The organism is Rhodoferax sp. EU05-FHT12H12 (assembly GCF_058791215.1).
This window is the reverse complement of the sequence record NZ_JBYTDI010000001.1, coordinates 136528-160285: the sequence shown is the minus strand read 5'-3', so window position 1 is coordinate 160285 and position 23758 is coordinate 136528. Positions and strand designations below refer to the sequence as shown.

Annotated in this window: 16 protein-coding genes and 1 tRNA gene; 6 read left to right on the top strand and 11 right to left on the bottom strand. The window is 61.3% G+C overall.

The window, feature by feature from the left end; translation table 11 throughout:
* Positions 1 to 77 precede the first annotated feature (77 nt).
* From rsmH to aceE, 5 genes are all read right to left on the bottom strand, one after another.
* Positions 78 to 1136, bottom strand: a complete 1059-nt coding sequence (gene rsmH / locus AC3WS7_RS00700; RefSeq protein WP_492655025.1) for a 16S rRNA (cytosine(1402)-N(4))-methyltransferase RsmH — start codon at positions 1134 to 1136, stop codon at positions 78 to 80.
* Positions 1137 to 1264: 128 nt separating this feature from the next.
* Entirely contained in the window at positions 1265 to 3646 is a 2382-nt protein-coding gene (locus AC3WS7_RS00695) for an EAL domain-containing protein (protein WP_492655024.1), read from the bottom strand.
* Positions 3647 to 3869: 223 nt separating this feature from the next.
* Complete coding sequence (lpdA, locus tag AC3WS7_RS00690; protein ID WP_492655023.1) at positions 3870 to 5729, bottom strand: dihydrolipoyl dehydrogenase; 1860 nt, start codon at positions 5727 to 5729, stop codon at positions 3870 to 3872.
* An 11-nt stretch (positions 5730 to 5740) separates the two neighbouring features.
* Complete coding sequence (aceF, locus tag AC3WS7_RS00685) at positions 5741 to 7408, bottom strand: dihydrolipoyllysine-residue acetyltransferase (RefSeq protein WP_492655022.1); 1668 nt, start codon at positions 7406 to 7408, stop codon at positions 5741 to 5743.
* A 19-nt stretch (positions 7409 to 7427) separates the two neighbouring features.
* Complete coding sequence (aceE, locus tag AC3WS7_RS00680) at positions 7428 to 10136, bottom strand: pyruvate dehydrogenase (acetyl-transferring), homodimeric type (protein ID WP_296470964.1); 2709 nt, start codon at positions 10134 to 10136, stop codon at positions 7428 to 7430.
* Positions 10137 to 10304: 168 nt separating this feature from the next.
* Between aceE and AC3WS7_RS00675 the strand changes: the two genes are divergently transcribed.
* The 5 genes from AC3WS7_RS00675 (at position 10305) to AC3WS7_RS00655 (ending at position 17201) form a co-directional block, all read left to right on the top strand.
* On the top strand, positions 10305 to 12851 hold the full coding sequence (locus AC3WS7_RS00675) for a PAS domain-containing sensor histidine kinase (RefSeq protein ID WP_492655021.1): 2547 nt from the start codon (positions 10305 to 10307) through the stop codon (positions 12849 to 12851).
* Positions 12852 to 12855: 4 nt separating this feature from the next.
* Positions 12856 to 13482 (top strand): response regulator transcription factor, encoded by a 627-nt coding sequence (locus AC3WS7_RS00670; RefSeq protein WP_094478892.1) that lies wholly within the window; start codon positions 12856 to 12858, stop codon positions 13480 to 13482.
* Between the two features lie 71 nt (positions 13483 to 13553).
* Positions 13554 to 14429, top strand: a complete 876-nt coding sequence (gene folD, locus AC3WS7_RS00665; RefSeq protein ID WP_492655020.1) for a bifunctional methylenetetrahydrofolate dehydrogenase/methenyltetrahydrofolate cyclohydrolase FolD — start codon at positions 13554 to 13556, stop codon at positions 14427 to 14429.
* A 53-nt stretch (positions 14430 to 14482) separates the two neighbouring features.
* Positions 14483 to 16528 carry a M3 family metallopeptidase gene (locus AC3WS7_RS00660; RefSeq protein WP_492655019.1) on the top strand — a complete coding sequence of 682 codons (2046 nt, stop codon included), beginning with the start codon at positions 14483 to 14485 and terminating at the stop codon, positions 16526 to 16528.
* A 34-nt stretch (positions 16529 to 16562) separates the two neighbouring features.
* Complete coding sequence (locus tag AC3WS7_RS00655; protein ID WP_492655018.1) at positions 16563 to 17201, top strand: glutaredoxin family protein; 639 nt, start codon at positions 16563 to 16565, stop codon at positions 17199 to 17201.
* Positions 17202 to 17270: 69 nt separating this feature from the next.
* On the opposite strand, the gene AC3WS7_RS00650 is transcribed toward AC3WS7_RS00655, so the two are convergent.
* The 6 genes from AC3WS7_RS00650 to cysS all read right to left on the bottom strand — a co-directional run bounded on the left by AC3WS7_RS00650 (position 17271) and on the right by cysS (position 22433).
* Entirely contained in the window at positions 17271 to 18080 is an 810-nt protein-coding gene (locus tag AC3WS7_RS00650; RefSeq protein ID WP_492655017.1) for a mechanosensitive ion channel family protein, read from the bottom strand.
* A gap of 168 nt (positions 18081 to 18248) precedes the next feature.
* Positions 18249 to 18341, bottom strand: a tRNA-Ser gene (locus AC3WS7_RS00645).
* Positions 18342 to 18385: 44 nt separating this feature from the next.
* On the bottom strand, positions 18386 to 19372 hold the full coding sequence (gene tilS, locus AC3WS7_RS00640; protein WP_296470978.1) for a tRNA lysidine(34) synthetase TilS: 987 nt from the start codon (positions 19370 to 19372) through the stop codon (positions 18386 to 18388).
* A 30-nt stretch (positions 19373 to 19402) separates the two neighbouring features.
* A complete protein-coding gene (locus AC3WS7_RS00635; RefSeq protein WP_296470982.1) occupies positions 19403 to 20380 on the bottom strand; it encodes an acetyl-CoA carboxylase carboxyltransferase subunit alpha in 978 nt (325 codons plus the stop codon).
* A gap of 14 nt (positions 20381 to 20394) precedes the next feature.
* Positions 20395 to 21057, bottom strand: coding sequence for a DNA-3-methyladenine glycosylase family protein (locus AC3WS7_RS00630; protein ID WP_296470983.1), 663 nt, complete (start codon positions 21055 to 21057; stop codon positions 20395 to 20397).
* Positions 21057 to 22433 carry a cysteine--tRNA ligase gene (gene cysS / locus AC3WS7_RS00625; RefSeq protein ID WP_492655016.1) on the bottom strand — a complete coding sequence of 459 codons (1377 nt, stop codon included), beginning with the start codon at positions 22431 to 22433 and terminating at the stop codon, positions 21057 to 21059. The genes AC3WS7_RS00630 and cysS overlap by 1 nt, the downstream gene beginning before the upstream one ends.
* Before the next feature lie 185 nt (positions 22434 to 22618).
* On the opposite strand from cysS, the gene AC3WS7_RS00620 reads away from it, so the two are divergent.
* The gene (locus tag AC3WS7_RS00620; protein WP_492655015.1) at positions 22619 to 23734 is read left to right on the top strand and encodes a L,D-transpeptidase Cds6 family protein; all 1116 of its coding nucleotides are present in this window, start codon (positions 22619 to 22621) and stop codon (positions 23732 to 23734) included.
* Positions 23735 to 23758: the final 24 nt, after the last annotated feature.

Here is a 23758-nt window from a genome sequence, read left to right as displayed (position 1 = left end):
TGCTGGCGTTCACGGCAGCAGAAAACCCGTTATTTTCCCTCACTTTGGAGGGGATGCTTTTTCCTGGCGACAAGGGCTCAGTACAGCGCCCGCACCGCCCAGCGCAACTTGGCAGACGAGGAGCGCGGATTGCTGCGCTGCTCGTCATACGAGGCGCGAATCGGGTCGGCCGCCACGCTGCTGAACGTGCCGTTGCGCTCGCCGGTTTGAAAACACTTTTTCACACGCCGGTCTTCGCCAGAGTGAAAGCTCAGAATCGCCACGCGCCCACCGGGCTTGAGGCAGGCGGGCAGGTTGAGCAGCATGGTGTCCAGCACGCCAAACTCGTCATTCACCTCAATACGCAGCGCCTGGAATGTGCGTTGCAGCACCTTTTTGGTCTCCACCAGACGCTCTTCGGCCGGCATGCTGCGCTTGTAGGCCAGCTCCATGGTGGCGCGCACCAGGTCGGCCAGTTGCACCGTGGTTTCCAGGTACTGACCTTGCAGGGCCGCGGCCAGGGGAATGGCAAACGGTTCGTCGGAGTTGTCGGTCAGCAGGTCGCGCAGCCGGTGCCGGGTCACGCACAGCAGCAGCTCGCTGGCCGACTGGCCACTGCTCGGGTCCAGGCGCAAATCCAGCGGACCATCGGCCCGGAAGCTGAAACCCCGTGCCGGGTTGTCAATCTGCATGGACGACACGCCCAGGTCAGCCAGCACAAAGTCAAAACCCCCGCCCGCCCGCGGCAGCAAGGTGGCCAGTTCGCTGAAATTGGCACGGTGGACGATGAGCGTTTCTTCGCCAAAACCCAAGCCACGCAACCGTGCCGTGGTGCGGGGCAGTTCAATCGGATCGACATCCATGCCAAACACGCGCCCACCGGGCTGTACCAGCGGCAGCATGGCCAGCGTGTGGCCGCCAAAGCCCAGGGTCAAATCCAGGCCAGTTTCGCCCGGCACAGGTTTCAGGATGGCGAGGATTTCATCCACACAAATGGAGCGGTGCATGCCCGCTGGCGTTTGCCCGCGCTGCATGACCTTGTCCACCTCGGCCGCATGGCGCGTAGGGTCCAGCTCTTTGTATTTCTCTTCAAATTGGCGGGGATGGGTGCCTGCGTAACGCACACGGCGCTTGTGGGGAGGGGTGGCGTCGGTCATTGGCCATTATGCGCCCTGGCGAATGTAAGTAAAAAAGCGCTACAGCCCTTACAAAATATGCGTGGATAGCTACTGAATTTATAGCAATTTCAGCAGCCATTCGGACTTACTTCTGCTGCTGCGGCATATCACCCATCGGTGCCTAGGCGACGCAGCTCAGGGGGCGGCTGCCAGTTCTTGACCCATCGGATCAAATCCTGCAGTGGCATCGGTCTGGCGATGCCATAGCCTTGAAGGGTGTCGCATCCCATGTCGCGCAGCGATGCTGCATGCGCCAGTGTCTCCACGCCTTCCGCGACCACCTGCCGCTGGAATGCACGGGCGAGGCTGACGATACCGCGCACCAGAGTGCGGTCCCGTTCGTTGTCCAGCATGTCCCGCACGAAGGACTGGTCGATCTTCACAATTTGTGCGGGTAAACGTTGCAAATAGGTCAGGGAGGAGTAGCCGGTACCAAAATCGTCGATCGCGCATTGAATGCCCAGGGCATCCAGCCCCTGAATGACATAGGCCACCGCTGACAGGTCATTGAAGGTTTCGGTTTCCAGCAGCTCGACCTCCAGAAACTGCGAAGGCAGTGAGGGGTATTGGTCCAGCAACTGGGCAACTTTGAGTTGAAAGTGGCTGTCGATCAGCGTGGATACGGTCAGGTTGATGCTCAAGGACAGTGGCACGCCCTGGGATACCAGGGTTTGCCCCGCCTTGAAGGCCGCGTCCAGTACCCAGTAGTCCAGTTGATTCGTCACGGGGGTACCCGCGATGTCCTCCAAAAAAGCACCTGGCGCCAGCAGTCCACGTTCTGGGTGGCGCCACCGAATCAATGACTCGGCACCGACCACTTGCCCATCTGTGATCCTGACCTTGGGCTGGAAAAACAGCTCCATTTCGCCTCGCTGCAGCGCGTCCTCCACCAATCTGGCAGATTGCCGTCGCGCCTGTTGACGTTGGCCTTGCTGAATGTCGAACACAACAATGCGATCTTTGCCCTGTTCCTTGGCGGCATACAGCGCAAGATCCGCGTGTCTGAGCAGGCCGTCAGCATCGGCAGGGTCGTCGGGGGAGAAGGTGACCCCGGCACTGCATGTCAGGCGCACTTCCCTGCCGTCCAGTGTCGCTGTCTGCGCAAGTGCTTGACGCAGGTTCTCCAGCCGTTGCATGGCCTTCTCGGCGCTTTGGCAATGTTGGAGCACGACGACAAATTCATCTCCGCCAATGCGACCGATGAGGTCGTCGGCTCCGGACTCCTTTTTGAGACGTTGCGCAAAAACCCGGAGAAACCTGTCCGCAATGGGAAGGCCCCACAGGTCGTTGAGCCCCTTGAACTGGTCGATGTCCAGGACACACAAGGCCAAGGTATTGTTGAGCTCTCCGCTTTCATGCAAGGCGGCGTTCAGTTCCTTGGCGAAAAGTCGCCGGCTTGGCAGACCTGTCAATGCGTCGTAGTTGCCAAATTGCTGGAGGGCCAGCTCCAGACGCCGTTGTTCGGTCACATCTTTGCCGACAGAGACCCAGCTGCACACCGTGCCGTCGGGGTCCAGGATGCCTTCTACCGTGACTTCCGACACAAACACCTCACCGTTTTTGCGGCGCCGAACCAGCTCGCCGTGCCAACGGCCATCGCGTTCAATGGCTTGGGCCACCCGGCGCAGGAACGTGCCCTCCCCCCCTTCGTCAACGCGCAAGATGGCCGACGATTTTCCAACCAGTTCGTCCCGCGAATAGCCTAGAAGCGAGCAGTACGTCGGGTTGACATCCAGTACGGTTCCATCCGGCTGCAGGATGGCGATGGCGTCCTTGCTGTTGATGAACACGCTGGCCGCTTGCCGCGCCTCGGCGAGCAGGGTTTTCAATTTTTCGGCGGTCTGTGCCAGCGCTTCTGCCCGTTGGTGCAGCTCATGCACGTTGTCCAGCAGGTAGCCCAGCAGGCCGGCACCGATGGGGTAGATCAGGAATACCGGCAACCAGGTGCGTTCGGTCACCATGCGAGCGATCTCTGAAGGCAGGGTTTGAATGGCCAGCATGCCACCTGCGGCCAAGCTGAGGCCCAGCCCAGCCAGCCAGAGCCCATCCGCCAAAGCTCTGTTGCGGTGGGCAGAAAAAAGCGGTCGGTACTTCTGCCATAGCCAACCAATCCCGGTGCACAGCACAATGCCGATCATGGCGGGGCCGCTACCGATGCCCCCCAGGCCCAGCCGGTAGATACCCAACACCGCCGCGCACAGCAAAGCACCAAGGGGGGGCAGGTAGGCACCGGCAAGACCTGCCACCACCAGCCGGGCGTCTACGATCACGCCCTCGCTGAGGCGCAGTGGAGCGAGCATGGTGAGGATGCCCGTGACGCCGAACATCAATCCCGTCACCCAAGGCAGCAGCGCTTCCCGCCTCTGTGTGACGGCCCGGTCAGGGTGGCGTGCGCGGCCATGGGCGATGCCGTAAAGCGCTGCCAGGAAAGACAGCAGCCCTGCGTTCATTCCCATGTCCCGAACCAACGACGTTGTGTCGATATTCATGGGATATTTTTGGGGAAGTCGTGGCGCATCATACGAAATCTACATTCGTCCCATCAATAAATGCGCACGCTCAAGCTCAAGCTCAATCCCTGCCCTAGCGTAGACCGTCACGCTGCACCAGTGGGTCGTGTCGGGAAAACGGCTGGGCGTCACGGATGCGCACAATAAGAAAGCCCGAACGGTTTCCCGTTCGGGCTTTCTTATTTGAGACCGCTGAGGCCGCTTACTTCTTCTGCGGCGGCACATCCGTGCAGCTGCCATGCGCAATCTCCGCTGCCATGCCGATGCTTTCGCCCAGCGTGGGGTGCGGGTGGATGGTCTTGCCGATGTCCACGGCGTCTGCACCCATTTCAATCGCTAAGGCAATCTCGCCGATCATGTCGCCGGCGTGGGTGCCGACCATGCCGCCGCCCAGGATCTTGCCGTGGCCGTGCGCCTCAGGACTGTCATCAAACAGGAGTTTGGTGACGCCTTCGTCGCGGCCGTTGGCAATCGCGCGGCCGGATGCGGACCAGGGGAACAAGCCCTTCTTGACCTTAATGCCTTGGGCCTTGGCCTGGTCTTCGGTAAGGCCGACCCATGCCACTTCGGGGTCGGTATAGGCCACGGATGGGATGACACGTGCGTTGAACGCAGCAGCAGCCAGTTCCTTGTTGCCTTGCAGTTCACCGGCAATCACTTCAGCTGCCACGTGGGCTTCATGCACCGCCTTGTGCGCCAGCATGGGCTGGCCCACGATGTCGCCGATGGCGAAGATGTGCGGCACGTTGGTGCGCATCTGGATGTCGACGTTGATGAAGCCACGGTCCGTCACCGCCACACCGGCCTTCTCGGCGCTGATCTTCTTGCCGTTGGGCGTGCGGCCCACGGCTTGCAGCACCAGGTCGTACACCTGCGGTGCGGGAGCGGTGCCGCCCTCTTCCGCGGGCGCGAACGTCACTTCAATGCCTTCGGGCAAGGCGCGTGCGGACACGGTCTTGGTCTTGAGCATGATGTTGTCGAAGCGCTTGGCGTTCATCTTCTGCCAGATTTTGACCAGGTCGCGGTCAGCGCCCTGCATCAGGCCGTCCATCATTTCCACCACGTCCAGGCGGGCGCCCAGCGTGCTGTAGACGGTGCCCATTTCCAGGCCGATGATGCCGCCACCCAGGATCAACATGCGCTTGGGCACTTCCTTGAGCGCCAGGGCGCCGGTGGAGTCGACCACGCGTGGATCGTTGGGCATGAAGGGCAGGCGCACGGCCTGGCTGCCCGCGGCGATGATGGCCTTCTTGAAGGCGATGACTTTTTTGGTACCCGTCTTCTCCTGGCCGGTGCCGGTGGTTTCTTCCACCTCGACATGGTTGGCGCCCACAAAGGCACCGTAGCCGCGCACAGTGGTCACCTTGCGCATCTTGGCCATGGCGGCCAAGCCGCCGGTCAGCTTGCCAATGACTTTTTCCTTGTGGCCGCGCAGCTTGTCGATGTTCAACGTGGGCGCACCAAAGTCCACGCCCAAGTCGGCCATGTGGCTCACCTCGTCCATCACCGCGGCGACGTGCAGCAAAGCTTTGGAGGGGATGCAACCCACGTTCAGGCAGACACCGCCCAGGGTGGCATAGCGTTCCACCACGATGACCTTGAGGCCCAGGTCCGCTGCGCGGAAGGCTGCGCTGTAGCCCCCGGGGCCGCCACCGATGACGAGCACGTCGCACTCCAGATCGGCGCTGCCGCCAAAGCTGCTGGCGGCCGGAGCCACCGCTGGCGCTATAGAAACAGGAGCTGCTGGCGCAGGAGTGGCGGGGGCTGGAGCCTGTTTTTGCTCTGACACCGGGGCTGCAGCAGCACCAGCAGCACCAGCAGCACCAGCAGCGTCCAGCAATACCACCACGGTGCCCTGCTTGACCTTGTCGCCCAGTTTGACCTTGAGCTCTGTCACCACGCCGCCTTCGCTGGCGGGGATTTCCATGGAGGCTTTGTCAGACTCCACGGTGATCAGGCTTTGCTCGGGCTTGATGGTGTCACCCACCTTGACCAGCAGTTCGATGACCGCGACTTCGTCCAGGTCGCCGATATCCGGAACCTTGATTTCTACGATTGCCATATATCAGTTCCTCAGAGCAGCACGCGGCGGAAGTCACCCAGGATCTGGCCCAGGTACACGTTGAAGCGCGCCGCGGCGGCGCCGTCGATCACGCGGTGGTCCCAGGTCAGCGACAAGGGCAGCATCAGGCGTGGCTGGAAGGCTTTGCCGTCCCACACGGGTTCCATCTGGCTCTTGCAGACGCCGAGGATGGCGACTTCAGGGGCGTTGATGATGGGCGTGAAGTAACGGCCACCGATACCACCCAATGAAGAGATGGTGAAGGTCGCGCCGCTCATGTCGGCAGGGCCGAGCTTGCCGTCGCGGGCCTTCTTGGCCAGCTCACCCATTTCCTGGCTGATCTGGAAGATGCCCTTCTTGTCGGCGTCCTTGATCACGGGCACCACCAAGCCGTTGGGCGTGTCGGCCGCAAAACCGATGTGGTAGTACTGCTTGTAGATCAGCGCATCGCCGTCCAGCGAGCTGTTGAACTCGGGGAACTTCTTGAGCGCAGCCACGCAGGCCTTGATCAGGAAGGCCAGCATGGTGACCTTGATGCCACTCTTCTCGTTCTCTTTGTTGGTAGAGACGCGGAAGGCTTCGAGGTCGGTGATGTCGGCGTCGTCATGGTTGGTGACGGCGGGAATCATGACCGCATTGCGCAGCAGGTTGGCACCGCTGATCTTCTTGATGCGGGACATTTCCTTGCGCTCGATCGGACCGAACTTGGCAAAGTCCACCTTGGGCCAGGGGATCAGGCCCAGACCGGCGCCGTCATTGCTGCCGGATGCCTTGGCTTGCGCCGCAATGGCCAGCGTTTGCACCGCACCGCTCATCACGGAACGGGTGAAGCCTTGCACGTCCGCCTCGGTGATACGGCCCTTGAGGCCGGAACCCTTGACTTCGTTCAAAGGTACGCCCAGTTCGCGGGCGAACTTGCGCACGGAAGGTGATGCATGGGGCAAGCCAAGCGTGGTGCCACCGGGCGCATGCGCAGGCACAGCCAAAGCGGCGGGTGCTGCTGCGGCGGCGGCTGCCGGGGCCGCTGCTGCAACGGGCGCAGCAGCAGGTGCGGCGACGGCAGCAACGGCTGCAGGCGCTGGTGCGGCACCCGCCACACCTTCCAGCACGACCACCAGATCACCAATGTTCACGATGTCACCCAGCTTGACCTTGATTTCCTTGACCACACCGGCGGTGCTGGAAGGAATCTCCATGGAGGCCTTGTCAGACTCCACGGTGATCAGGCTCTGCTCCACCTTCACGGTGTCGCCCACCTTGACCAGCAGTTCGATGACGGCCACGTCCTTGAAGTCGCCGATGTCAGGCACAAACACGTCCACCGGACCGGCAGCAGCAGGGGCGGCAACGGATGCAGGCGCTACAGAAACAGGAGCTGCTGGCGCAGCTGTGGCGGGCGCTGGAGCCGCTTTTGGCTCTGCATCAGGCGCTGCAGCAGCACCCGCAGCTTCCACCATCACGACCACGGAGCCTTGCTTGACCTTGTCGCCCAGGGCGACCTTGATTTCCTTGACCACACCGGCGGTGCTGGAGGGAATCTCCATGGAGGCCTTGTCAGACTCCACGGTAATCAGGCTCTGCTCCACTTTCACGGTATCGCCCACCTTGACCAGCAGCTCGATCACCGCGACTTCGTCGAAGTCACCGATATCCGGGACTTTTACTTCTACCAATGCCATGTTGTTGTCTCCGGAGTTCTTAGGCGTACAGGGGGTTGACCTTGTCGGTGTTGATGCCGTACTTGGCAATGGCTTCCGCCACCTTGGCCACTGGCACGGTACCGTCTTCGCTCAGGGCCTTCAGGGCGGCAACCACGATGTAGTGGCGGTTCACCTCGAAGTGCTCACGCAGCTTGCTGCGGAAGTCGGAGCGGCCAAAGCCGTCCGTTCCCAACACCTTGTACGTACGGCCCTTGGGCACGAACGGACGGATCTGCTCGGCATATGCCTTCATGTAGTCGGTGGACGCAACCACGGGGCCGGTGGACTTGTTGAGTTGCTCGGCCACGAAAGGCACGCGTGGTGTTTCCAGCGGGTGCAGCAGGTTCCAGCGGTCAGCGTCCTGGCCGTCGCGGGTCAGTTCGTTGAAGCTTGGGCAGCTCCACACATCAGCGCCGATGCCCCAGTCTTTTTCCAGCAGTTCTTGCGCCGCAATGCTTTCGCGCAGGATGGTGCCGGAGCCCAAGAGTTGCACGCGGGGTGCCTTCTTGGTGAGCGCGGGGCCCGCCTTGCACTGGTACATGCCCTTGATGATCTGCTCTTCCGTGCCGGGCTGCAGGCCGGGCATGGGGTAGTTTTCGTTCAGCAGGGTCAGGTAGTAGAAGACGTTGTCTTGCTTCTCGACCATGCGCTTCAAACCGTGGTGCAGGATCACGCCGACTTCGTGGGCGAAGGTCGGGTCGTAAGAAATGCAGTTCGGGATGGTGCCGGCCATGATGTGGCTGTGACCGTCTTCGTGCTGCAGGCCTTCACCGTTCAAAGTGGTGCGGCCCGAGGTGCCGCCCAACAGGAAACCGCGGGCTTGCATGTCGCCGGCCGCCCAGGCCAGGTCGCCGATGCGCTGGAAGCCGAACATCGAGTAGTACACGTAGAACGGCACCATGATGCGGTTGCTGGTGGAGTAGCTGGTGGCGGCGGCAATCCAGCTGCTCATGCCGCCGGCTTCGTTGATGCCTTCCTGCAGGATCTGGCCCTTGGCATCTTCCTTGTAGTACATGACCTGGTCCTTGTCGACCGGGGTGTACTGCTGGCCTGCGGGGTTGTAGATACCCACTTGGCGGAACAAGCCTTCCATACCAAAGGTACGGGCTTCGTCCACCAGAATCGGCACCACACGGGGGCCCAGGGCCTGGTCGCGCAACAACTGGGTCAGGAAACGCACATAGGCCTGGGTGGTGGAGATTTCACGGCCTTCGGCAGTGGGCTCCATCACTGACTTGAACACCTCCAGCGACGGCACGGTGAAACTCTCGTCCGCCTTGGTGCGGCGGTGTGGCAGGTAGCCGCCCAAGGCCTTGCGGCGCTCGTGCAGGTACTTCATTTCGGGGGTATCGTCCGCGGGCTTGTAAAACGGGATGTCGGCCAACTGGCTATCGGGCACCGGGATGTTGAAGCGGTCACGGAAGGCCTTGATGTCTTCGTCGGTCAGCTTCTTGGTCTGGTGGACGTTGTTTTTGCCCTCGCCTGCCTTGCCCATGCCAAAGCCCTTGACGGTCTTGATCAGCAGCACAGTGGGCTGGCCCTTGTGGTTCACGGCCTTGTGGAATGCGGCATACACCTTCTTGGAGTCGTGGCCACCGCGGCGCAGGTCAAAAATCTCTTCGTCGCTCATCTTGGAGACCATCTCCAGGGTGCGCGGGTCTTTGCCGAAGAAGTGCTTGCGGACGTAGGCACCGTCGTTGGCCTTCATGGCCTGGTAGTCGCCGTCCAGCGTGTCCATCATGATCTTCTTGAGCGCGCCGTCTTTGTCGCGCGCCAACAGGGGGTCCCAACCAGAGCCCCACAAGAGTTTGATGACGTTCCAGCCGGCACCGCGGAATTCGCCTTCCAGCTCCTGGATGATCTTGCCGTTGCCGCGCACCGGGCCATCCAGACGCTGCAAGTTGCAGTTGATCACAAAGACCAGGTTGTCCAAACCTTCGCGGGCAGCCAAACCGATCGCGCCCAGGGACTCGACTTCGTCCATTTCACCGTCGCCGCAGAACACCCACACCTTGCGGTTTTCGGTGTTGGCAATGCCACGGGCGTGCAGGTATTTGAGAAAGCGCGCCTGGTAGATCGCCATCAACGGGCCCAGACCCATGGACACGGTGGGGAACTGCCAGAACTCGGGCATCAGCTTGGGGTGCGGGTAGCTGGAGAGGCCCTTGCCGTCCACTTCCTGGCGGAAGTTGAGCAATTGCTCTTCGGTCAAGCGGCCTTCCAAGTAGGCGCGGGCGTACACACCGGGGGACACGTGGCCCTGGATGTACAGGCAATCACCCCCGTGGTTTTCGCTCTCAGCGTGCCAGAAATGGTTAAAACCCGCGCCAAACAAGCTGGCCAGCGAGGCAAAAGAGCCAATGTGGCCACCCAAATCCCCACCGTCTGCGGGGTTGTGGCGGTTGGCCTTCACGACCATGGCCATGGCGTTCCAGCGCATGTAGGCGCGCAGGCGCTCTTCAATTTCCAAATTACCGGGCGCGCGCTCTTCGTCTTGCGGCTCGATGGTGTTCACATAACCCGTGGTGGCCGAGAAAGGCATGTCGATGCTCTTCTGGCGGGCGTGCTCCAGCAATTGCTCCAACAGGAAGTGGGCGCGCTCCGGGCCCTCGCTTTCAATGACGGCGCTTAGAGCATCCATCCACTCACGGGTCTCCTGACCGTCCACGTCGGACGTGCCCAAAGGGTTTTGGGGAACTGCAGCCATCGATGTCTCCTTCTTGGTACTTTGGCGTAATTTAGTGCGGTGGCCCTAGTTTCTCATATTTATTTTCAAATTTCAAATTATGCCTATGCGTTTCTTATTGTGAAATATTGATGCTGCTTTGCAGCACTTGCGACCTCAGCGCCAGCGCCCCTCCCCTACACTCTCCCCATGCCTTTTAACAAAGTGATTTCCTTGCCAAAACCCATTGCGCTGCCATCGGTGGACGGTGCGCGCCGCTGGTGGCACCGGCTCACGCCACACCGCCAGGACCGGGTGGCCATGTTGGCCCCCCTGGCCGCCGTACTCTTGTTTTTTGCCGCCATCGTGTCGGCATTGGGTTATTTGCGCGTAGAAGAAATGGACCGCGAGCAGGAGGCCGTGCAACGCGATGTGGAATACACCCAACAGCGCCTGCGCCTGCGCCTGCTGGAGCGGCAAGAACAAATCATGCGCATTGCCCGCGAGATTTCGAACCGTGAACTCGACCTGGACGACTTCCGGCAACGGGCCGCCGCCATGCTGGACCAGTACCCCGAGGTGCAGGGTATGGCCTGGGTGGATGACAAACAGCGCACCCGTTCCAGTTTGGGCATGGGTGGCAACTTTGCGGGCAGCCTGCAATCCAGCACCGATGTTTTGTCCTACGGCGCTCGTGAGGCAGGCTACACCCTGACCCGCGAAGTGAACCAGCCTCTGTACATCCAGCCCCCACGCGCCAAGGACGAGGCGCCCATGTTGCAGATGTTTGTGCCCCTGAGCGAGCGGGGGCGTTTCTCGGGCGTGCTGCTGACTGAATATTCAGTCGATGGTTTGTACCGCTACGGTGTGCCGTCAGAGGTCTCCGCGCGCTACGCGGTTTCGCTGCAAGACGCCAACGGCAAACTGCTAGCGGGCACCAGCATCCCGGACCGCAAGTTGGTAGGCCGTGTAATGCCCTGGAGCAACCCCGCCAATGAATATGCCATGCCGGTCTCCCCTGTGGGCTCAGGACTGGTAATCCGGGCGCAGGCCTACCGGGCGTCCTTGGGAGTCATTGGCAGTGGGCTGTTCTGGCTGGTCAGTGCCCTGAGCGTGATGACGGCCTGGATGCTGATTGCCAACTGGCGCCACACACGCCGCCGCGTGCAGGCGCAGCAGGCGCTGATGTCGGAAACCAACTTTCGCCGCGCCATGGAAAACTCCATGCTGACCGGCATGCGCGCCATGGACTTGCAGGGCCGCATCACCTATGTGAATGCCGCCTTTTGCCAGATGACGGGGTGGAGCGAGTCCGACCTTGTGGGCCGTACGGCCCCCTTCCCCTACTGGCCCGACAGCGACCGCGACAACCTGGCCTCCCGGCTGGAAGAAGAGATGCATGGCAACACCACACTGGGCGGTATCCAGGTGCGCGTCAAGCGGCGCGACAACACCTTGTTCGATGCACGTCTGTATGTGTCTCCGCTGATTGATGCCATGGGCACGCAAACCGGCTGGGTCACTTCCATGACCGACATCACCGAGCCCAACCGCGTGCGCGAGCAGCTGTCGGCCTCCCACCAGCGCTTCACCACCGTGCTGGAGGCTTTGGATGCGTCCATTTCGGTGGCCCCCCTGGGCAGCGACGAGCTGCTGTTTGCCAACAAGCTGTACCGCCAATGGTTTGGCGTGCAGGCGGGCGGTCACCTGCAATTGGTGGCTGAAGCCGGCGTCCCCGTGAACCCGACCAATGACGAGGCCTCGGACAGCGTGGACTCGTTTGCAGGCCTGCCCACCACCGCCCTGCCTGACAGCGATTCAGAAAGCGCCGAGATCTTCATTACCACCTTGGGCAAATGGCTGGAGGTGCGCACGCGCTACCTGAGCTGGGTAGACGGCCGCCTGGCGCAGATGGTGATTGCCACCGACATCACCACCCGACGCCTGGCCGAAGAGCAGGCGGCCATCCAGGCCGAACGCGCCCAGACGTCCAGCCGCCTCATCACCATGGGCGAGATGGCCTCCAGCGTGGCACACGAACTCAACCAGCCGCTGACGGCTATCAACAATTACTGCAATGGCATGGTGTCCCGCATCAAGGACAAGCAGATTTCGGAAGAAGACCTGCTGGGCGCACTGGAAAAAACCGCCAAACAGGCCCAGCGCGCAGGACAGATCATCCAGCGCATTCGCTCTTTCGTGAAGCGCAGCGAGCCTAACCGCACCCCGTCAGAAGTCTCCACCATGGTGGCCGAAGCGGTGGAGCTGGCGGAAATTGAGTTGCGCCGCTTCAATGTGCGCTTGAATCACTACGTGGCTGCGCGCCTGCCCCTGGTCATGGTGGATCCGATCCTGATTGAACAGGTGCTGGTCAACCTGCTGCGCAATGCGGCTGAATCCATCGACTCCGCACTGCGCCAGACGGCGGACCGCATCGTGGAGCTGCGGGTGCTGCCGCGCCACATTGACAACAAGCCGGTGATCGAGTTTTCGGTGCAGGACACCGGCAAGGGGCTGGCGCCCGAAGTCATGGCGCGACTCTACGAAGCCTTCTACTCCACCAAGGCCGATGGCATGGGCATTGGCCTCTCTTTGTGCCGCTCCATCGTCGAGTCGCACCTGGGCCGGATGACCGCGGAGAACATCTACAATGGGACGGAAGTATCTGGGTGCCGCTTCTCCTTCTGGGTGCCCCTGACCGAAGGTGGCGCGCTGAGCTATGCAGCGCCGCCCGCCCCACAACCCAACCTCGGATAACTGAATGAGCTTGATCCCCAAAAAAGGAACGGTTTACGTAGTCGATGACGACGAAGCAGTGCGGGACTCCCTGCAGTGGCTGCTGGAGGGCAAGGGTTACCGGGTGCGGTGCTTTGATTCCGCCGAATCCTTTTTGAGCCGCTATGACGCACGCGAAGTCGCCTGCCTGATTGTGGACATCCGCATGGGGGGCATGACCGGCCTGGAGCTGCAAAGCCGCCTGATCGAAGCCAAATCTCCCCTGCCCATCGTCTTTATCACCGGCCACGGTGATGTGCCGATGGCCGTGGACAGCATGAAAAAGGGCGCCATGGACTTCATCCAGAAGCCGTTCAAGGAGGACCAACTGGTCAGCCTGGTGGAACGCATGCTGGAACACGCCAAGGACACCTTTGCCGACTACCAGCTCGCCGTCAGCCGCGACGCCCTGCTCTCCAAACTCACGCTGCGCGAAAGCCAGGTGCTTGAACGCATCGTGGCCGGCCGCCTGAACAAGCAGATCGCCGACGACCTGGGCATCAGCATCAAGACGGTGGAGGCGCACCGCGCCAACATCATGGAAAAACTCAGCGCCAACACCGTGGCCGATCTGCTCAAAATTGCCTTGGGCCAGAACGCACCCAAAACCTGACGCTCCATTTTTTATAGCACCTTGCGCCCGCTCTGCCTTCGCTGCGGGCGTTTTTACTTCAAGAGACAAGCATGACTGCATCCTCCGCCCAGATTATTGATGGCAACGCCCTGGCCGCCCAATTGCGTGGTGACGTCGCCCGCCGCACCACGGCCCTCAAGGACCGTGGACTCACCCCCGGCCTGGCCGTGGTCCTGGTAGGCGACAACCAGGCCAGCCAGGTCTATGTGCGCAACAAGGTCAAGGCTTGCACCGACGCGGGCCTGCACTCGGTGCTGGAAAAGTACGAGGCGACGATGACCGAAGCCGAACTGCTGGCCCGCGTGGACGCACTGAACAACGATCCCGACATCCACGGCATTCTGGTGCAGTTGCCTTTACCCGCCCACATCGATGCGCACAAGGTGATTGAAGCCATCTCCCCAGCCAAGGACGTGGACGGCTTCCACGTCGCCAGCGCAGGTGCCCTGATGGTGGGCCAGCCCGGCTTCTGGCCCTGCACGCCCTATGGCTGCATGAAGATGCTGGAGTCGATCGGCTACAACTTGCGCGGCAAACACGCTATCGTCATTGGCCGCTCCAACATCGTCGGCAAGCCCATGGCCATGATGCTGCTGCAGCAAAACGCCACGGTGACCATCTGCCACAGCGCTACGCCTGATTTGAAAGCAATGACGCTACAGGCCGACGTGATCGTGGCAGCTGTCGGCAAGCGCAATGTGCTGACGGCCGACATGGTCAAGCCCGGTGCGGTGGTGATCGACGTGGGCATGAACCGCGACGATGCGGGCAAGCTATGCGGCGACGTAGACTTTGCCGGCGTGAGCCAGGTGGCAGGCCACATCACCCCGGTGCCCGGTGGCGTGGGCCCCATGACCATCACCATGCTGCTGGTCAATACGCTGGAAGCCGCCGAACGCGACGCCGCCCAGCGCGGGCTTGCATAAGCCTTGCTTGCCCCTATCTGTTTTCCAGTTTCACTGCCCTGACCCGCACCACCATGAATCCTTTGCTGAACACCACCGGCCTGCCCCTGTTTGACCAAATCCGGCCCGAGCATGTGGAACCCGCCATGGACGCGCTGCTGGCACAGGCCGAGCAGGCGCTGGAGACAGTCACCACCACCGATTTCCCAGCCGAATGGCACGCCATCGCCCGGGAACTGGACGTGGCCACCGAACGCCTGGGACTCGCCTGGGGTGCGGTGAGCCACTTGAACAGCGTGGCCGACACGCCGGAACTGCGCGCCGCCTACAACGCAACCCTACCCAAGGTCACCGAGTTCTGGACCCGCCTGGGCGCCGATGAGCGCCTGTATGCCAAGTACAAGGCCATCAACACCGACACACTGAACACCGAGCAGTTGCAGGCCCACAAAAATGCCGTGCGCAACTTTGTGCTGGGCGGTGCGGAGCTGCAAGGCGCCGAACGCGAGCGTTTTGCCGTTATCCAGGAAAAACAGGCCGAACTTGGCCAAAAATTCAGCGAGAACACGCTGGACGCGACCGACGCCTTTGCCTACTACGCCTCCGAGGCCGAGCTGGATGGCGTGCCCCCGGACGTGGTGCAAGCCGCCCGCGCCGCGGCCCAGACCGAAGGCAAAGAAGGCTACAAGCTCACGCTGAAGATGCCTTGCTACCTGCCCGTCATGCAGTTTGCCAAGAGCAGCGCCTTGCGCGCCGTGCTGTACCGGGCCTATGCCACCCGCGCCTCCACCGAGGCAGAAACCGAATTTCAGAAGTTCGATAACAGCAGCATCATTTCTGACATTCTGGCCTTGCGCCAGGAAGAGGCGCGACTGCTGGGCTATGCCAACTTTGGCACTCTGTCGGTGGTGCCCAAGATGGCCGACTCTCCTGCCACCGTGGTGGCGTTTCTGCGTGACTTGGCCCGCAAGGCCCGTCCGTTTGCCGAACAGGACATCGTCGATCTGCGCGCCTTCGCGAAGACAGATCTGGGCCTGACCGATCCCCAGGCCTGGGACTGGCCCTATATCTCCGAGAAGCTCAAGGAGGCGCGTTACGCCTTCAGCGAGCAAGAAGTCAAACAATACTTCACGGCCCCCAAGGTGCTGGCAGGCTTGTTCAAGATTGTGGAAACCCTGTTTGATGTGGAAATCCGCGAAGACAGCGCACCTGTGTGGAACCCGGGTGTGAAGTTCTACCGCATTGAGCGCCGCGGCGTACAAGGCCTGCAACTGGTCGGCCAGTTCTACCTGGACCCCACGGCCCGCAGCGGCAAACGCGGCGGCGCCTGGATGGACGATGTGCGCACACGCTGGCTACGCCCAGACAATGGCCAGTTGCAGACCCCGGTGGCCCACTTGGTCTGCAACTTTGCCGAGAGTGTGGATGGCAAACCAGCCCTGCTGACCCACGATGACGTCACCACACTGTTCCACGAATTTGGCCACGGCCTGCACCACATGCTGACGCAGGTGAACGAGCGCGATGTCTCAGGCATCAGCGGCGTGGAATGGGACGCGGTGGAGCTGCCCAGCCAGTTCATGGAGAACTTCTGCTGGGAATGGAGTGTGCTGCAACACATGACCGCGCATGTGGAGACCGGTGAAGCGCTGCCCCGCGCGCTGTTTGACAAAATGCTGGCCGCCAAAAACTTCCAGAGCGGCATGCAGACCCTGCGTCAAATTGAGTTCTCCCTGTTCGACATGCTGTTGCACACCGAACACGACCCGGCTGCCGACTTCATGCCCCTGCTGGAGCGCGTCCGCCAGGAGGTAGCCGTCCTGCAGCCTCCGGCGTGGAGCCGAACGGCCAACACCTTCAGCCACATCTTTGCAGGCGGCTATGCCGCGGGCTACTACAGCTACAAATGGGCCGAGGTATTGAGTGCAGACGCCTACGCTGCATTCGAAGAGTCCGCTGACGCCCAGGGTGTGCCCAACCCCGAAACCGGCCGACAATACCGGATGGCCATTCTGGAAGCTGGTGGCAGCCGCCCTGCGATGGAGTCGTTCAAGGCTTTTCGCGGCCGGGAACCCTCACTGGATGCGCTGCTCCGACACCAGGGCATGGCCAACCATTGAAGATTTGTTGATACGCACCTTGCAGGATGGACCTATGACAATGCAGACCCGAATCACCCTCCTTGGCACTCTGGCCTTGGCCTTGATGGGCCAGGCCAGCATGGCACAACCGGTCTACAAGATCGTGGGGCCCGATGGCAAGGTCACGTTTTCCGACAAGCCGCCGGCTTCGGCCGACAAGGGCAATGTGGCCGCGACAGGGGCAACGTCGGGCGCAGCAACTGCAGGCGCTGACCTGCCCTACGAATTGCGCCAGGTAGCGTCCAAGTACCCAGTAACCTTGTACACCGCAGCGTCCTGCGCTCCTTGCGATACGGGCCGATCGCTCCTGAAAAGCCGCGGTGTTCCGTTCGCCGAGCGAACCGTAAGCACGACCGAGGATCTGGAGGCCCTGCAGCGCCTGGCGGGCGACAACTCCCTGCCCTACGCCACCATTGGTGGACAAAAGCTAAAAGGCTTCTCCGACCTGGAGTGGACGCAGTACCTCAATGCCGCAGGGTACCCCGCCACCTCAACGCTCCCCAAGGGTTACCGCTTCGCCACCCCAACGCCCTTGGTTGCAGTCCAAAAACCGACGACACAGCCCAAAACAGCGGCCAAACCCATAGAAGTGCCTGCAGAACCAGCACCGTCAGCGCCGAGTCCTTCCAACCCAGCAGGCATCACCTTCTGAACCAGGCATGACACCATGCAAAAGGCCGCCCCACCGGGCGGCCTTTGTGTTGGTTGGTAGGGCTGTGATTTACAGCGTGCGGTGTGCCACCGGGGTTTCTGGCACCGGATACCCCGCAGCGCCGAAGGTGCTCACCACCGCCTTGTGCGTGTCAAAGTAGACCTGCCAGTAATGGTCGGTGTGGGTATAGGGCCGCACACATAGCAATGGACCCTCGGGCGTAAACTGCAAAATCTCAATGTCGGGTGCAGGCGTAGCGGCCACATTGGGAATCGCTGCCACCGTAGCGCGCAGCCGCGAAATGGCATCCAGCACATCAACTCCGTTGGCGACCTTGGCCACACAGTCCACGCGGCGGTAGGCCAAGGTGCTGAAGTTCTGAATGGAACCCGAAAACACGGTGTTGTTGCCCACAATGGTGACCACGTTGTCGGGAGTGATCAGGGTAGTACCAAACAGACCCAGTTCCTTGACGGTACCGGTCACGCCACCAGCAGTCACAAAGTCGCCTACCTTGTAGGGACGCAGCACCTGCATGAACACCCCGGCGGCAAAGTGGGTCAGCAAACCGCCCCAAGCCGTACCAATGGCCAAGCCAGCACCGGCCAACAAGGCGGCAAACGAGGTGGTCTGGACGCCAAAAATGTCCAGAATTGCCAGGATCAGAACCACGTTCAGAATCACCGACAAAATCGAGTTGAGGTAGTTGGCCAGCGTCTGGTCTACCTTGCCACCGCGTTGCAATGCAGCCCCCAGCAAACGCAAAGCCAGCGAAATCAGCCAACGCCCCACGATCCAGGCGCCCAAGGCGCCCAGCAGCTTCAAACCAAAATCTGCACCTTGTGTGGTGAGAAATGTCCAGATGACTTCTGTGTTCATGTATTTTCCCTCTTGAAATGAAATAGAAATTGCCGTGGCGGAGCCCGCAAGCTTGTATCGGCAGTGGGCATGATAGCCGCGACATCGGGCCACGCCAGAGGTGCGTTTGTGAACTGCATCACAGACAGGCGAAAAAAAACCCGACCATAGATCGGGTTTTTTAAACTTTGGCGGAGACGGAGGGATTCGAACCCTCGATGAGGCTCTACACCCCATACTCCCTTAGCAGGGGAGCACCTTCGGCCACTCGGTCACGTCTCCTAAAGGTCAAGCAGGATTATCGCACAGACTCTGGCCTGTTTTTGTCAAACTGCTCGCGGAACCTGATCTACGGACCGGGCCCAAACCAGCACCGCCCCCTTGCGCTCCACAAATCCCTGTGCCAGCTTGAGGTGGATACGGTGCCCCCGCGTGGTGCAGGCCGCAATCTGGTGCTGCAGTTCGGCGAGTTGGGCCGCACTCGGAATCACCCGGTGAGCTTTGGCGAACCAATGGCGCAAGACATTCGCCTGACGCGCTGCGGCCAAGGTTTGCAGGCCCTGGATGGTGGGCAGCCCATCGTCCGAACGACATACCACCTGCAAATCGGCGGCAGCCATTTCGTCCAGCAACCCTTGTGCTTGGGCAGCATGGGCGACACTGCGGGCCAATGTGTCACGAAACTGGGGAAACACGGCATCCAGGACCGGCAGCAGTTGGGCACGTATGCGGTTGCGGGTAAAGCGCTGGTCGGTATTGCTAGGGTCTTCTACAAAGGCGCTTCCACGTTCGGCCAGCCATACCCGAATGTCCGACGCAGACACACCCAACAGGGGCCGATAAAAGTCCAAGCCATCACGTTGCCACTGCGCAGGCATGGCGCTCAGGCCGCGCAAGCCTGCGCCACGGCTCAGTGCCAGTAGCAGGGTCTCCACTTGGTCATCAGCGTGTTGTGCAATAGCTATTGATTTAATAGCTACTTGCGCAGAATCCATGCGGGCTAGAGCACTAAAAGCCTTGTAACGTGCAACTCGGGCGGCCTCTTCGGGGCTTTGGCCGGGTGCGTGCCCAGCCTCCACTTTCAACACCCGCAGGGGCACGCCTAGCGTGGCGCACAGGTCGATGCAGAAGGTTTCAAAGTCGACCGCAGCCGCCTGGAGACCGTGGTTCACATGCAGGGCGACCACCTGCCCCGGCCAGCGCTCGGCACAGGCAATCAGCAAGGCAGTGGAGTCCGCCCCACCGCTGAACGCCACCCCCAAAGGCAAAGCGGGCTGAAAAGCCCGCAGGGCCGCATCCAGTGACTGGGTCATGGCGTGCGGCAGGTCGCCGGTGCAACCGGCTTATTTGCCGGTGGCCTTGGTATCGGTGAAGCGGCCGTAGCTTTGCAGGCGCTCGTAACGGCGATCCAGCAGCTCTTTGACCTTGAGATCGCTGATCTGGCGGTAGGCATCGGCCAAGGCACGTTTCAAGAAAGCTGCAGCCTGTTTGGGGTCGCGGTGCGCACCACCCACGGGTTCGTTGACGATCTTGTCCACCAGGCCCAGGGCCTTGAGACGGTGGGCGGTGATGCCCAGCGCGTCGGCGGCGTCTTGCGCCTTGTCCGAGGTTTTCCACAAAATCGATGCACAACCTTCAGGGCTGATGACCGAGTAAATGGAGTACTGGAGCATGATGACCTGGTCGGCCACCGAAATCGCCAGCGCGCCACCGGAGCCGCCTTCACCAATGATGGTGGTGATGATGGGCACTTCGAGCTGCGCCATCTCGAAGATGTTGCGGCCAATGGCTTCGGACTGGCCGCGCTCTTCGGCGTCAATGCCGGGATACGCGCCAGGGGTGTCCACAAAAGTGAACACTGGCAGTTTGAACTTCTCGGCCAGCTTCATGAGGCGCAGCGCCTTGCGGTAGCCCTCGGGCTTGCTCATGCCAAAGTTGCGCAGACCACGCTCCTTGGTGTCACGGCCTTTTTGCTGGCCAATCACCATGCAGGGCGTCCCGTTGAAACGTGCCAGGCCGCCCACAATGCTCAGGTCATCGGCAAAGTGGCGGTCACCGTGCAGCTCCACAAAGTGGGTGAAGATGTCGTTGACATAGTCCAGCGTGTAAGGACGCTCGGCATGGCGCGCGATCTTGGTGATTTGCCAAGGGGTCAAATCACTGTAAATGTCTTTGGTGAGCTGCTGGCTTTTTTTGCTCAGCTGGTCGATTTCGGCAGAAATATCCACCGCCGACTCGTTTTGCACATAGCGCAACTCTTCAATCTTGCCTTCGAGCTCGGCAATGGGCTGCTCAAAGTCGAGAAATGTCTTTTTAGCCAACGCTGTTTCTCCTTCTAGTACGCGACCGGTAGGGGGTCGAGAGAGCGCCAAATATACCAAGTTGCCACACTGCAGTACGGCGCCCAGGCGGCGGCGACCTCGCGCGCGTCGCTGCGGCTCACCACATCGCCTGAAAAATAGTTCTGGCTGATACCCTGGATCAGGCCGTCATCGTCCAGCGGCAGCACATTGGGCCGCATCAGGTGGAAGATCAGGAACATCTCGGCCGTCCAGCGACCAATACCGCGGATGGCCACCAGCTCGGCAATGATTTCCTCATCGCCCATGCCATCCCAGTCCTTCACGTGCAGGGCGCCGTTGTCAAAGTGCAGCGCCAGGTCCACCAAATACTCAACCTTGCGTACGCTCAGGCCTGCGGCGCGCATGTCGTCCACCTTGAGCTTGAGCACGTTGGTGGGTGTCATCTTGCGCGGCAACAGGGCAAAGCGGTCCCACACGGTTTGGGCGGACTTCACCGAGATCTGCTGGCCCACAATGCTGCGCGCAAGGGTCACAAAAGCGTCGCCCCGGGTTTGCAGGCAGGCGTCGCCAAACTGGGGGATCAGGCGCTTCATCACCCGGTCTTTTTTGACCAAGTGCTTGCAGGCCTCCTCCCAAAAATAGGGGGTCGCGAGGACCGGGGCCTGTTCTTCGGCCTTTTTCACGGAGGTGGCCATTACTGCACGGCTTCCCAGGTGGTGCCAGTAGGCGAATCCTTGAGCACAATGCCCTGCGCCAGCAACTCCTTGCGGATGCTGTCGGCCAACGCAAAGTCCTTACCGGCCTTGGCCGCAGCGCGCTGGGCGATCAGGGCCTGGATGGCAGCGTCGTCCAGACCGGCACCGGCCTGCAAAAACGCTTTGGGGTCGCCTTGCAACAGACCCAGGCAGGCCGCCAACGCCTTGAGCAGGCCCGCCAGGGCTGGCGATTTGCTGCGGTTGACCTCGGAAGCCAGGTCAAACAGCACGGCCACCGCCTCCGGTGTGCCAAAGTCTTCGTCCATGGCCGCCTTGAAGCGTGCCGCGTAGGGGTTGGCCCAATCGATGATCACCTCGGCGGGCGTCACCTGGTCCAGCGCCGTATACAGGCGCTTGAGAGACTGGCGGGCATCGTCCAGGTGCGCATCGCTGTAATTCAGTGCACTGCGGTAGTGGGCGCGTACGATGAAGAAACGCACGGTTTCGGCGTCGTACTGCTGGAGTACATCGCGGATGGTGAAAAAGTTGCCCAGGCTCTTGGACATCTTCTCGTTGTCCACACGCACAAAGCCGTTGTGCACCCAGAAGTGCGCCAACGGTTTGCCCGTCGCGCCTTCACTCTGGGCGATTTCGTTCTCATGGTGGGGAAACTGCAGGTCAGCGCCACCGCCGTGGATGTCAAAGGTCTCCCCCAGCGTGGAGCAGCTCATGGCGGAGCATTCGATGTGCCAGCCCGGGCGGCCGGCACCAAACTCGCTCGCCCATTTGGCGTCCTCGGGCTCCTCAGGTTTGGCGGACTTCCACAGCACAAAGTCCAGCGGGTCTTCCTTGCCATCCAGCACCGCCACGCGCTCGCCAGCACGCAACTCGTCCAGCGACTTGCCCGACAGCTTGCCGTAACCGGCAAACTTGCGCACCGAGTAGTTCACATCGCCATTGCTGGCGCGGTAGGCCAAGCCCTTGCCTTCCAGCTGGCCAATCAGGGACAGCATTTGCGGCACGTATTCCGTGGCGCGGGGTTCCAACGACGGAGGTTCGATGCCCAGTGCACCAATATCAGCGTGCATCGCGTCAATCATTTCATCGGTCAGCTGGCGGATGGTGATGCCACGCTCCAGTGCGCGCTTGATGATCTTGTCGTCGATATCCGTGATGTTGCGCACATAGGTGACGCGCAGGCCGCTGGCCTTGAGCCAGCGCTGCACCACATCAAAAGCCATCATCATGCGGGCGTGGCCGATATGACACAGGTCATAAATGGTCATGCCGCACACATACATGCGCACATGCCCGGGCTCTGCCGGTGAAAAGGGTTGCAACGAACGCGACAGCGTGTTGTAAATGCGCAAACTCATGGGTATCTCGAAACCAACTCACAAATGCAGCGAGCCCATGGCAACCGAAGACTCGGTGACAGGGCTCGCTTGGTGTCCAATCAGGGGTTTGCCAAGGGTTCGCAGGCGACCCCCTCAGCTACAATGCAACGCAGTATAAGCCCCCTGAAGAGGGGTCCTCCGACGCGCTAGATTCCAAAGGCACTATGAAGCACGCCCCCTCATTTGTAAGCATGTCACTGCGTTTGGTGGCACTTGCGGCCACCCTCGTCTTCTCTACCGCCCACGCGGATGACTACTCCGACGTTTCCCAACTGGCACGCAATGGCAAATTCAATGAGGCCCTGGCCAAAGCTGACCAGTACCTTGCGAGCAAGCCGCGTGACCCACAAATGCGCTTTATCAAGGGCGTGGTCCAGCGGGACTCCGGCAAGACCTCAGAGGCCATTGCGACCTTCACCCGCCTGACAGAAGACTACCCCGAGCTCCCAGAGCCCTACAACAATCTGGCCGTGCTGTATGCGGGCCAAAGTCAGTTTGACAAAGCGCGCACCGCGCTGGAAATGGCCATCCGCACCAACCCCAGCTACACCACCGCCCACGAAAACCTGGGCGATGTGTATGCCAAGCTGGCCAGCCAGGCGTATGGCAAGGCTTTGCAACTGGACGCCTCCAACACCGCAGTGGCGCCCAAGCTGGCCTTGATCCGCGAACTGTTCAACCCGGCATTAGCCAAGGGCCAGCGCCCGGCCAGCACACCCGCTGTCACAGCTCCGCCCCAAGTGTTGGCTGCCGCGACTCCGCCCACCAAAGCCCCCCCCACACTGGCGCCCCCCGCTGCCGTGAAGCCCCCCCCCAGCCTGCCCGCAGCAGCAGGGCCCGCGGCAACACCTGTCGCAACCGCGGCAGTCGCGGCCGCACCAGCGGCAAGCGCTACACCGCCCCCCAGTGCACCAGCGCCAGCGGCACCCAGCCCATCCGCCAATGCAAGCAAGGACGCCGAAGCGGCCGTGCGCGCATGGGCCCGCGCCTGGGCAGCCAAAGACGTGAAGGGCTACCTGGCCGCCTATGGCAAAGAATTTGACCCACCCGGCAATGCCAGCCGCAGCGCCTGGGAAACCGAGCGCCGCCAACGCATTGGCGGAAAATCCAAAATCACACTCAAACTTGACAACCTCACTGTGAGCGTGAATGGCGATAAGGCCATTGCCAAGTTCCGCCAGGACTACAAGGCCGATGCCTTGGCTGTGTCCAGCCGCAAGACCCTGGATTTGGTCAAGTCCGGGGATCGCTGGCTCATTGTTCGTGAGTCGGTGAACTAATCGACGCTTGCGGTCTCTATTGCT

Excerpts from the sequence above, each read along its gene's own strand:
- rsmH (WP_492655025.1), bottom strand. The coding sequence starts at position 1,136 with ATGACCGACGCCACCCCTCCCCACAAGCGCCGTGTGCGTTACGCAGGC.
- AC3WS7_RS00695 (WP_492655024.1), bottom strand. The coding sequence starts at position 3,646 with ATGAATATCGACACAACGTCGTTGGTTCGGGACATGGGAATGAACGCA.
- lpdA (WP_492655023.1), bottom strand. The coding sequence starts at position 5,729 with ATGGCAATCGTAGAAATCAAGGTTCCGGATATCGGCGACCTGGACGAA.
- aceF (WP_492655022.1), bottom strand. The coding sequence starts at position 7,408 with ATGGCATTGGTAGAAGTAAAAGTCCCGGATATCGGTGACTTCGACGAA.
- aceE (WP_296470964.1), bottom strand. The coding sequence starts at position 10,136 with ATGGCTGCAGTTCCCCAAAACCCTTTGGGCACGTCCGACGTGGACGGT.
- AC3WS7_RS00675 (WP_492655021.1), top strand. The coding sequence starts at position 10,305 with ATGCCTTTTAACAAAGTGATTTCCTTGCCAAAACCCATTGCGCTGCCA.
- AC3WS7_RS00670 (WP_094478892.1), top strand. The coding sequence starts at position 12,856 with ATGAGCTTGATCCCCAAAAAAGGAACGGTTTACGTAGTCGATGACGAC.
- folD (WP_492655020.1), top strand. The coding sequence starts at position 13,554 with ATGACTGCATCCTCCGCCCAGATTATTGATGGCAACGCCCTGGCCGCC.
- AC3WS7_RS00660 (WP_492655019.1), top strand. The coding sequence starts at position 14,483 with ATGAATCCTTTGCTGAACACCACCGGCCTGCCCCTGTTTGACCAAATC.
- AC3WS7_RS00655 (WP_492655018.1), top strand. The coding sequence starts at position 16,563 with ATGACAATGCAGACCCGAATCACCCTCCTTGGCACTCTGGCCTTGGCC.
- AC3WS7_RS00650 (WP_492655017.1), bottom strand. The coding sequence starts at position 18,080 with ATGAACACAGAAGTCATCTGGACATTTCTCACCACACAAGGTGCAGAT.
- tilS (WP_296470978.1), bottom strand. The coding sequence starts at position 19,372 with ATGACCCAGTCACTGGATGCGGCCCTGCGGGCTTTTCAGCCCGCTTTG.
- AC3WS7_RS00630 (WP_296470983.1), bottom strand. The coding sequence starts at position 21,057 with ATGGCCACCTCCGTGAAAAAGGCCGAAGAACAGGCCCCGGTCCTCGCG.
- cysS (WP_492655016.1), bottom strand. The coding sequence starts at position 22,433 with ATGAGTTTGCGCATTTACAACACGCTGTCGCGTTCGTTGCAACCCTTT.
- AC3WS7_RS00620 (WP_492655015.1), top strand. The coding sequence starts at position 22,619 with ATGAAGCACGCCCCCTCATTTGTAAGCATGTCACTGCGTTTGGTGGCA.